At 46.8% G+C, this 9,045-nt stretch carries 8 protein-coding genes and 3 pseudogenes; 10 read left to right on the plus strand and 1 reads right to left on the minus strand.

The annotated features are described in order from the left end of the window. The first annotated feature begins 259 nt into the window (after positions 1–259). The 4 genes and pseudogenes from B5F35_RS16815 to B5F35_RS16830 all read left to right on the plus strand — a co-directional run bounded on the left by B5F35_RS16815 (position 260) and on the right by B5F35_RS16830 (position 3,075). Positions 260–598, plus strand: a complete 339-nt coding sequence (locus B5F35_RS16815) for a hypothetical protein (RefSeq protein WP_087242704.1) — start codon at positions 260–262, stop codon at positions 596–598. Between the two features lie 42 nt (positions 599–640). Next, positions 641–1,418, plus strand: a pseudogene (locus tag B5F35_RS16820) (helix-turn-helix domain-containing protein). A gap of 38 nt (positions 1,419–1,456) precedes the next feature. Next, entirely contained in the window at positions 1,457–2,026 is a 570-nt protein-coding gene (locus B5F35_RS16825; protein ID WP_005934810.1) for a DNA-3-methyladenine glycosylase I, read from the plus strand. A 182-nt stretch (positions 2,027–2,208) separates the two neighbouring features. Further along, positions 2,209–3,075 carry an aminoglycoside 6-adenylyltransferase AadE gene (locus tag B5F35_RS16830; protein ID WP_001255868.1) on the plus strand — a complete coding sequence of 289 codons (867 nt, stop codon included), beginning with the start codon at positions 2,209–2,211 and terminating at the stop codon, positions 3,073–3,075. A gap of 640 nt (positions 3,076–3,715) precedes the next feature. Here B5F35_RS16830 and B5F35_RS16845 read toward each other — a convergent pair. Further along, positions 3,716–3,814 (minus strand): annotated as a pseudogene (locus B5F35_RS16845) (helix-turn-helix transcriptional regulator); the annotation flags it as partial. Positions 3,815–4,024: 210 nt separating this feature from the next. Between B5F35_RS16845 and B5F35_RS16850 the strand changes: the two are divergent. From B5F35_RS16850 to B5F35_RS16880, 6 genes and pseudogenes are all read left to right on the plus strand, one after another. Then, positions 4,025–4,733: pseudogene (locus tag B5F35_RS16850) on the plus strand (IS5 family transposase). Positions 4,734–5,187: 454 nt separating this feature from the next. Further along, positions 5,188–5,703, plus strand: coding sequence for a hypothetical protein (locus B5F35_RS16855; protein WP_087242707.1), 516 nt, complete (start codon positions 5,188–5,190; stop codon positions 5,701–5,703). Positions 5,704–6,012: 309 nt separating this feature from the next. Next, on the plus strand, positions 6,013–6,309 hold the full coding sequence (locus B5F35_RS16860; RefSeq protein WP_087242709.1) for a hypothetical protein: 297 nt from the start codon (positions 6,013–6,015) through the stop codon (positions 6,307–6,309). Between the two features lie 707 nt (positions 6,310–7,016). Continuing rightward, the gene (locus B5F35_RS16865; RefSeq protein ID WP_087242711.1) at positions 7,017–7,862 is read left to right on the plus strand and encodes a DUF368 domain-containing protein; all 846 of its coding nucleotides are present in this window, start codon (positions 7,017–7,019) and stop codon (positions 7,860–7,862) included. Positions 7,863–7,876: 14 nt separating this feature from the next. Next, complete coding sequence (locus B5F35_RS16870; protein ID WP_162611468.1) at positions 7,877–8,239, plus strand: recombinase zinc ribbon domain-containing protein; 363 nt, start codon at positions 7,877–7,879, stop codon at positions 8,237–8,239. Between the two features lie 511 nt (positions 8,240–8,750). Beyond that, positions 8,751–9,045 (plus strand): hypothetical protein (locus B5F35_RS16880; RefSeq protein ID WP_442856491.1); only part of this gene is annotated, 295 nt, incomplete at its 3' end.

Below are 9,045 nucleotides of genomic sequence, written 5' to 3' on the forward strand. Positions count from 1 at the left end.
GCGATGGTTTTTCATGAGGCATTGAAAACCTGTTTGTCAAGGTACACGCCCTCGCTACTTATTTTCGTAGCAAGGTGCTGTCCATCGATGAACTACCCTAAGTCTACACCTAAATGACCGCCCGTCCCGTATATCCGAAAGGTAGGAAATCCGCCCGGAAAACTCTCTATTTCCACGCTCTCGGAATTGTGGTAAAATGATAAGTACAAAGAGACAAATCGAAATCTATGAAAATAGTACAGCGAGAAGGAGTATGCGAATGCAGGATACAATCATTCAATTAAAAGCTCTTGGGCAAATGCCTGACTCATTGACAGGTAATCCAGCAGGAGAGCTTGTCAGCAAGTATGACGAACTACTTATAAAAGTGAAAACACCGCTGACAGAGGAAGAAGTTGAGGCATTAATTGGTATTTTCCCCGAAAGTACGATGTATGAAGTTGAATGGACATTGTTACATTTAGTTGAAACATATTTCAAACCAGAATTGCTTTCAAAATATAGAAATTTAATTTCAAAATGCCCCAGTGAAGAGTGGAGAGACACTATGAAAGTACGCTTAGATAATTGGGAAAAGAAAAATGGTAGTCATATTTAATACGACACCTTCCCATTTATCGGGCAGACAAGGAGGGAGAGCATGGAGTTATCCATACAAGAACGCCTGAAAGACCTGCGTGTGGAGCGTGGGCTGACGCTGGAACAGCTTGCGGAGAGAACTCACCTCTCCAAGTCTGCTTTAGGCAGTTATGAGGGGGATAATCTCAAGGACATCAGCCATTATGCCCTTATTGAGTTAGCAAAGTTTTACGAAGTGACTGTTGATTATCTGCTGGGCCGTTCCCAAACAAGAAACCACCCAAACGCCAATCTTGCAGACCTGCATTTGAGTGATGATATGATTGAACTATTGAAAAGCGGGCGGGTGGACAATTCTCTCTTGTGTGAACTGTCGACCCACCCGGATTTTCCCCGGCTCATGGCCGACCTTGAAATTTATGTGAACGGAGTAGCGGGAAAGCAGGTGCAGAGCGCAAACGCCATTGTGGACGCTGTGAGTGCAACGATTATGAAACAGCATAATCCCGGCTTGACTGACCCACAGCTGCGACAGCTTATCGCCGCCCATATTGACGATGACAGCTTTTGCCGCTATGTGATACAGCAGGACATAAACAAGATAGCCCTTGACCTGCGGGAAGCCCATAAGGACAATTTTTTCAGCGTTCCGGAGGACAACCCACTGGAAGATTTCTTACAGACCGCCGAGGAAACCGCCAGAGAGGACAGCGACCCGGAGCAAGCGGCTTAAACTGAATTACAAGAAGCTGTCTGAGGAAGAAAAGAAGTGGCTGAAAAAGATTGCACAGAAGTCGGACTTGCTGAAAAATCCAAACCCACAGCGGGGGAGAAAATAAGTGGGCGACAAAAACAAATTTTACAAACGGAGGATACCATGAAGAAAGACGATAGAGAAAGATGTTCGTGGGCAACCACAGAACTCTATAAAGAATACCATGATGAGGAATGGGGAAAGCCCGTTCATGATGATAGAAAACTATTTGAAATGTTGGTTCTTGAAGGTATGCAAGCCGGATTATCATGGCTGACGATATTAAATAAAAGAGCTGCATTTAAGGAAGCCTTCAACGAGTTTGATTATCAAAAAATTGCTCTCTATGACGAAACTAAAATTGATGAGTTAATGCAAAATCCCAATATTGTTCGCAATAGATTAAAAATTAAGTCGACAATCACAAACGCACAGCAATTTATCAAAATCCAAGAAGAATACGGAAGTTTTGATAAGTTTATTTGGTCTTATGTTAAGAATAGACCGATTCATAATCATTTCAAATCGGAAGCGGACATTCCTGCAACAACGCCACTTTCAGATAGAATCAGTAAAGACTTAAAAAAACGAGGCTTTAAGTTTGTAGGCAGCACGATTATATATGCGTATATGCAGGCAATCGGAATTGTAAATGACCATGTGAAAGGTTGCTATTTGTATGTACCAGAATAATTCAATATTTCGGTACAATTTATCGAGAGATAGCAAAGCCAGCCGAGCCAGTCAACGGTCAAGATGAACGGCGCATAAATGCGCCGCCGTTGACAGTCCCGCCCGTCTTTGCTGATGGGCAATCAAGGCGGGAAAGCCCTAAAATGGCTTCCCGCCTATTTCAATAATTGGAGGAGATAAAAATGAGATCAGAAAAGGAAGTTTATGATATTGTTTTGAATTTTGCAAAAACAGACAAACGCATTCGCATGGTTACTTTGGAAGGATCTAGAACAAATACAAATATTCCGCCTGATGATTTTCAGGATTTTGATATTACTTTTTTTGTTACGGATATGGACAGCTTCACAAGTGATGATAAATGGCTAGATATATTTGGTGAAAGGTTGATTCTGCAAAAGCCGGAAGATATGGAATTATTTCCAGCTGTAGAAAAGGGATTTTCATATTTAATGCTGTTTACTGATGATGTTAAGATAGATTTAACTTTGCTGCCGCTGGAACTGATAGACGAGTATTTTACATGGGATAAACTGGTAAAGTTACTGTTGGATAAAGACAACCGTATCGTAAAGCCGCCAATACCAACGGATATAGACTACCACTTGCAGAAGCCTACTCAAAGAATGTTTGACGATTGCTGTAATGAATTTTGGAATACTACAACATATGTAGTAAAGGGCTTATGCCGCAAAGAAATTCTTTTTGCTATTGACCATATGAATGATATAGTACGAAAAGAATTGCTTCGCATGATTTCCTGGCTGATTGGTATCAAACAGGGATTTCATTTCAGTTTGGGAAAAAACTATAAATTTATGAAGCAATATGTCCCAGAGGAATTGTGGGAACGACTTATGTCCACTTATAATATGGATTCCTATCCCCATATGTGGGAATCCTTTGAACAATGTATGGCATTGTTCCGGGAGGTTTCGTCAGAAGTGGCATGCCAGTTGGATTACCAGTATCCACTATATGATGAAAAAATCAGTAATTATGTGATTCGGCAAAAGAAAAAATATGGCATTGAAGATGATAACAAATAAAATTTTTTCAATCGAAAAAATTTATTTTGATTATTCAATTTTGAAAAACTGAATACCTCAAAATCAGAAAGAGAGCGGCCAAGCACTTTGAGGGATTGGCCGCCTTGTCCACCCATTCAGCGGGACGGCGGGCGACCGTCAAGGTCGGGTGTAACCCCGTTCATTTCAGCCTTGACGGTTATCCGCTGTCCTGTTACTTTTCCGGGAGTGTGGCCACAACTTCGGGACACTTTGTCCACAAGTCGGAGCGTAGGACGAGGGACGGGGGCTTTCATATACGCCCTGTCTGCTGATGAAACCAGACCTGCGCTTGCGGCTCCACGCCACGCAAGCACAGCCCTGTTTTCTTGCCGCTTCAAATCTTGCCGCTTCAAATGCCCTTGCCCTCCCCGGCGGCAACGGCATTTTCACGACAACGCCGACAGAGCGTATAACACACTACACTTTGCTTCGCAAAGTCGTGTGCCAAATGGGGGCGTTGCCCCCTTTGGAAACCCCCACAAGAAAAGGCGATATGCTACCCCTCCACGGGGCGCATACCGCCTTTTCTTGTTATCCAGCCCTCCGGCTGTATTGGTTGAGCAAAAGTCAGCGTGGGATTGGTGTGGTATCTTTATCTAAGTGATACCCCTTTCTCTCACTTGGAGACGGTCTGCCGTACCACATTGAGTTTGACCGCCAGCTCCTGCTGGGAAAGTCCTTTTGATTTTCGGATCGCTCGGATGTTTTCGTTCAACATGGGGATTCACTCCTTTCACTCTCCATTGTAGGAAAAACGTCCCGTTGCCGCAAGCAACGCAGAGTAACACCTTTCTTTTCCGCGCAAAATATTGTATACTAGGGCTTGTTTGAAAAATAAAAGTTGCACAAAAGGAACAAATATGCGAAACTAAAAGGTATGAAACGCTATGAATTAACAACAGAATAATGGGAGCGAGTCAAACCACTTCTGCCACCGGAAGAAACAGGGAAGCGAGGCCGCCCCCGCAAGGATAACCGGACAATGCTGAACGGGATGCTCTGGATTGCCCGAAGCGGCGCCCAGTGGCGGGAACTGCCGGAGGCCTACAGCCCCTGGCAGTCTGTGTATGCCCGATTTGCCAAATGGCGGGATGATGGCACACTGGAAACCGTGTTTCACGCATTGTCTGAGGATGCGGATATGGAAAATCTGAGCATGGATTCTACCTGCATCAAGGTACACGAAAGCGCCAATGGCGGGGAAAAAAACGGCAGATAAGGCAGTTGGCCGTACCAGAGGTGGTCTGAACACAAAGCTCCATGCCATTGTAGACGGGCTGGGCAACCCAGTGGAGTTCCTTCTCTCGGCCGGAAATGATAACGATTGTGTTCATGCCATAGAGTTGTTGGAAAACGTTGAACTCTGCGGGAGCAATGTGCTGGCAGACCAAGCTTATGGTGCTCGATCCATTCGGGAATACATCTCAGAGCATGGGGCCAATTATGTGATCCCGCCCCAAAGCAACGTGTCTAATCCCTGGCCGGTAGACTGGTATCTGTATAAGGAGCGGCATTTAATCGAGTGCTTCTTCCAAAAAATCAAATGGTTTCGCAGGATTGCTACCAGATATGACAAGCTGGACGCCTCCTTTTTAGCCTTCGTTTACCTTGCCGCCATTGCTATTTTGTTGCTTTAGTACAAGCCTCCTGATTTTTCAAACAAGCCCTAGCAAGCATATCGAAAAATATAATGGAGAAACCTTCCGCCCAATGGCGGTCTGGCCAGGCAGGAAACCTCTTCCCCTGTGCCCATTCCTCCTGAGTTGCCTCATGTGGCAAACTCCAAGTATGGGATCACTGGGAGCACATTCTCCTGGGCGTATTTCTTCCAGTTCCTCCGGCTCCAGGTCCCAGGCGCAAACGAACTTCACGCCACTTCCTTTTGCCCTGCGATCTCATTTTACCTGGTTTTCCCGCCGCTGTCAGGTGCTTCCGCAGATTGGGCCGCTTTTTGACCAGCAAAGACTTCCCATTTCCGTCTATAGATGCTACAATGGGATTGATCTTTGTCGGGGCGGCCTTGCGGGAACCTTTGTCCCGATGGCGGAGAGAGAAGATCAACACGATCAAGCCGCACAAGGAGGTGCCTATATGCCTGAGTGGGAATGGGAAGAAGGAAGCATTCTTTATGCAAGGTCTCCTGATATTCCACCCAAAGATATTTTTCAAGCTGTCTGTCGGGAAGTTGGCCGCTACTATCAAAAGAAAGGATTGCGATATCTAAGATCTAAGCGGGAATTAAAATGGAACGGTTTGAATTTGCGGTGCCAGCTTGGGCTTTGGTCGTCCCATAGCAATATAAGAGGCGAATGGGTCAATTTAGAAATTGTTGCAAGTTTTTTCGCGCTGGATTTGTCCGGCATGGAGCGAAATGGCATTTTAACGATTGGACTTCGTCCAAAGAATTTCAATATATATGGGATTGATTTGGCTCAATTTCATGAAATTATCCTCTATATAGACGACGTGATCCAAATTGCTGGAGAACTCGATACACATGATGGATTAGAAAAATACTTTTTGACTATTTCAAAAGAAGATTTTGCTGCCGCCAGTACAAACAATGCCCAGTATATGGGGAACCTATTAGGAACAGAGGGGATATAAGACTGTCATAGCGCCCCCCGCAGAGGTGCGGACAGCCGTCCCCAGGAGGCTGGGACGGATAAAAATAGGATTGCAGGCAGCCCGCAGAGTCGATATAGTGAAAGCTACCTATAACACTCCCCTTCGCCATACAATGCGGGGTACCGCCGAAAGATTGAAACAGTTACTTTACAGTAAATCGGATTTGATGAGGAGATGGTTTAGATAACCGTAAAAGAAGCAAGAGCGATAATAGCTGCTCATGCCGGAAGTGCGGAAGGCTTTGCAGATGGCTATGCCTATGCGTTACGATATGGTTTTGGAGATGATGTGGAAGAAATTCAGCAGAAATTTGATGATATCTTGATAAGTCTGAAGGTTTTGAAAAAAGGCTCTTGTTCATTGTGTTTGGACAAAGAACTGATGAGAGATTTAAGTCAAATACTGTGGATCAGCATTTTGTATATGAATAAGCAGTCTCCGCACTTTCGCGTCATTGGTGTATTTGCAGAAATTTTATCAGAAACTCTGGTCGATCTCTTTGGAGATATGGAAGAGCCTTTTGTAGCTTTCGATAGCTATAAAGAGAATTATGATAAGATATTTCTCCAAGAAATAGAGCAGTAATTTTCCATTTCTGGAGAGTTGCTGAAATCCATTCTAAATGAATGGAGTGCCATAGCCTTACCATCATGTATTCGTGCGCTCATCTCCGCGCCAGGAGCCGCCCCTGCCAGCGGCGCTGCAACCGAACGCCGGCCCCTTGGCCGCTCCCCGGAACTGTCCTGGAGAGCGGCCGTTTTTTGCCCACACTGGGGACTTCCCATTCCCCGCCGGGGATCGTACAATGAGATTGATTTTTGGTGGGCCAGCCCTGCTTGGGATATTTTCCGGACAGCGGGCAACAAAAGAGACGAAAGAATGAGCAGAATGGAAATATTGTCAACGCCGGAGTAGAAAAAGCGGAATCGCCGGGAAGAAGCTGACCCAACCGCCGGAATCACATCGCCGGTCTTGTGGTGCCGGAAACCTACCCGCTAGTTATCCGTGCGCCGGAATTTCGGCCGGTGGGACCGGTTAGACGCCGGCCTTGAGGCGGTCCCGCAGCCGGTCTAGGGCTTGTTTGAAAATTGGCGATGTGTCCAGCAGCAAGGGATTTTGGGCCGCTGGCAAGCAATTTTTTCGCAGGAATCCTGGCGGATTTCAAGGAAAAATTGCGCCATCCAGGGGACAAAAGACCCGCAGGTTGGGCATGTTGACATTTTTCAAACAAGCCCTAGGAAAGATTTGTTTGTATCGTGTTGTTTTAGGGAAAAATGAAAGGACGATTGCATATGAAAACGAATCGTTCGGGTGTGCTGCGCCTGATTTTGCAGGTGCTGCAGGGCGTTCTGATCGGGGTGGGAGCTGTGCTGCCCGGCATTTCCGGCGGCGTGCTCTGCGTGGTGTTCGGCATTTACAAGCCCGTGATGGAGCTGCTGAGCAACCCTTTCCGCCGTTTCCGGACACATGTGCCGAAACTTCTGTCGGTCATTCTGGGTGCGGCGGTCGGTTTTCTGGGTGTGGCCAAGCTGTTGGCGTTTCTTTTGGAAAAATACCCCGATCCCTCCGTGTGCCTTTTTGTTGGCCTTATCGCCGGCATGCTGCCCTCGCTTTTTCGGGAGGCAGGGGAAAAAGGCCGCCCGAGGGGAAGCTGGGTTTCTCTCGCCATCGCGTTTGCTGTTATTCTGGCATTGCTGATTTCTCTGAATCTTTTTTCCGTGACGATCACGCCCAGCTTTCCGTGGTATCTCTTCTGTGGGTTCTGCCTTGCTTTGAGCGTGATTGCACCCGGCATGAGCTTTTCCACGCTTCTGATGCCGCTTGGCCTTTACACACCGTTTGTGGAAGGGCTCGGCAGCCTGAGGCCGGAGGTTCTGGCACCCGCCGTCATCGGCGCGGGGATCACCGTGATCGGTCTGGCCAAGGCGGTGAACGCGCTATTCGATCGCTTTTATGCCTATGCTTTCCATGCCATCATCGGTATCGTGATAGCTGCCACGGTAATGATCATTCCCTTCGGCAGCTTTGCCGTTTCCGTGGGAAGCGCTGCGGCGAACCTGATTTGTCTGGCAGCGGGCATTGCGGCGGCTCTCGCATTGGATCAGTTTAATCAGAGAGTTCTCAAGCAGACAGATTGAGTCCCCCTTTCCCCTTGCATCAACAGCCGTTTTGTTTCCAAAAGATTCGCTGTGCCAGCTGCGGATCCACGCTGCAGTCCTGCAAGAGTGCTCCCCTGCGCGGCAGCCGGCATTACCTGCATTGTCCGAACCGTCATTACGCGAAGGATTCCTGCGCGGGCGCTTCCATTTCCGTGAACCGACTGGAACAATATGTGCCCAGGGAACTCGACGCGCTCGCGGAGCAGTATCTGGACAAAGACGAACTGGAACAAAAGCTGGAGTTTGACAGCACGATGCAGAAAAAGAAAAACAGCTCGCAGACGTGGAAGAAAAAATCGAAACAGGGGATGCCCGCCATGCCATTGTGGAAAAGTACGCGCATCCGGATCATCTGACCCGCGAAATGGAGGAGATCCTGATCGACTATATTACGGTCGGAAAGCGTATCCGGGGGACCAGAAATGTTCCGATCGGGATACACTGGAACAGGTAACAGAAAAAAGTGATGAACTTGCCAAACGCCGAAAAACTTTCCAAAGGTCCGTTTTGTTGCAGGTGCAAAGAGGCAGCATCCGCAGAAAAAATTTAAATCTTGCGTAGGCTTGTGGAAAATCAAATGGGGCTGCAAGAAAATCCATACAGAACCCGAAGCCGGGAAATATGGTGAAGAAACACGACTCCTGCTATAATGAATTCAAATAAATATCAGCCATGGAAGAAATCGTGCAATACCATGATTTCCCACAAGCGCTTTTTGCTGAATAAGTTTCTGTCAGGAGGTATCAACACTTCCCAAAGTGTCTTGCATACAAATATAAAACAGAAAGGGTGGTCTTTTATGAAGATGAATCGTGTCTGGAGGGTTCACGCTTCCTAACCCTCCGAATCTTTTTTGGAGGCAGCAAAATGGAAAACCCGATTACCATCCGTGAAGCAGTCACGGAAAACGATGCTGCAGCTTTTTGGGAGCAGCTTCACATGTATTTCAAACGAGATATTTTTCCCGATCCAAATGACCGAAACAGAGAATATTTTCTCAGTGATTCGGAATACCGAGCCCATGTGCAGAAGATTCATGACAGACCGGAAGATCGGTGCTTCTATCTGTTCTTTCATCGGAATGGACGGGACATCGGCTTTGCCATGCCGGTCATTTACACCTCTGAGGATGGAAAATGCTTTGTCATGGAGTATTGCGTGT

The sequence above is a fragment of the Anaeromassilibacillus sp. An200 genome (assembly GCF_002160025.1).
In the GTDB taxonomy this organism is placed as follows: domain Bacteria; phylum Bacillota; class Clostridia; order Oscillospirales; family Acutalibacteraceae; genus Caccousia; species Caccousia stercoris.

Bases quoted from the DNA above. Each gene is read 5' to 3' on its own strand.
- B5F35_RS16815 (WP_087242704.1), top strand. From the start codon at position 260: ATGCAGGATACAATCATTCAATTAAAAGCTCTTGGGCAAATGCCTGAC.
- B5F35_RS16825 (WP_005934810.1), top strand. From the start codon at position 1,457: ATGAAGAAAGACGATAGAGAAAGATGTTCGTGGGCAACCACAGAACTC.
- B5F35_RS16830 (WP_001255868.1), top strand. From the start codon at position 2,209: ATGAGATCAGAAAAGGAAGTTTATGATATTGTTTTGAATTTTGCAAAA.
- B5F35_RS16855 (WP_087242707.1), top strand. From the start codon at position 5,188: ATGCCTGAGTGGGAATGGGAAGAAGGAAGCATTCTTTATGCAAGGTCT.
- B5F35_RS16865 (WP_087242711.1), top strand. From the start codon at position 7,017: ATGAAAACGAATCGTTCGGGTGTGCTGCGCCTGATTTTGCAGGTGCTG.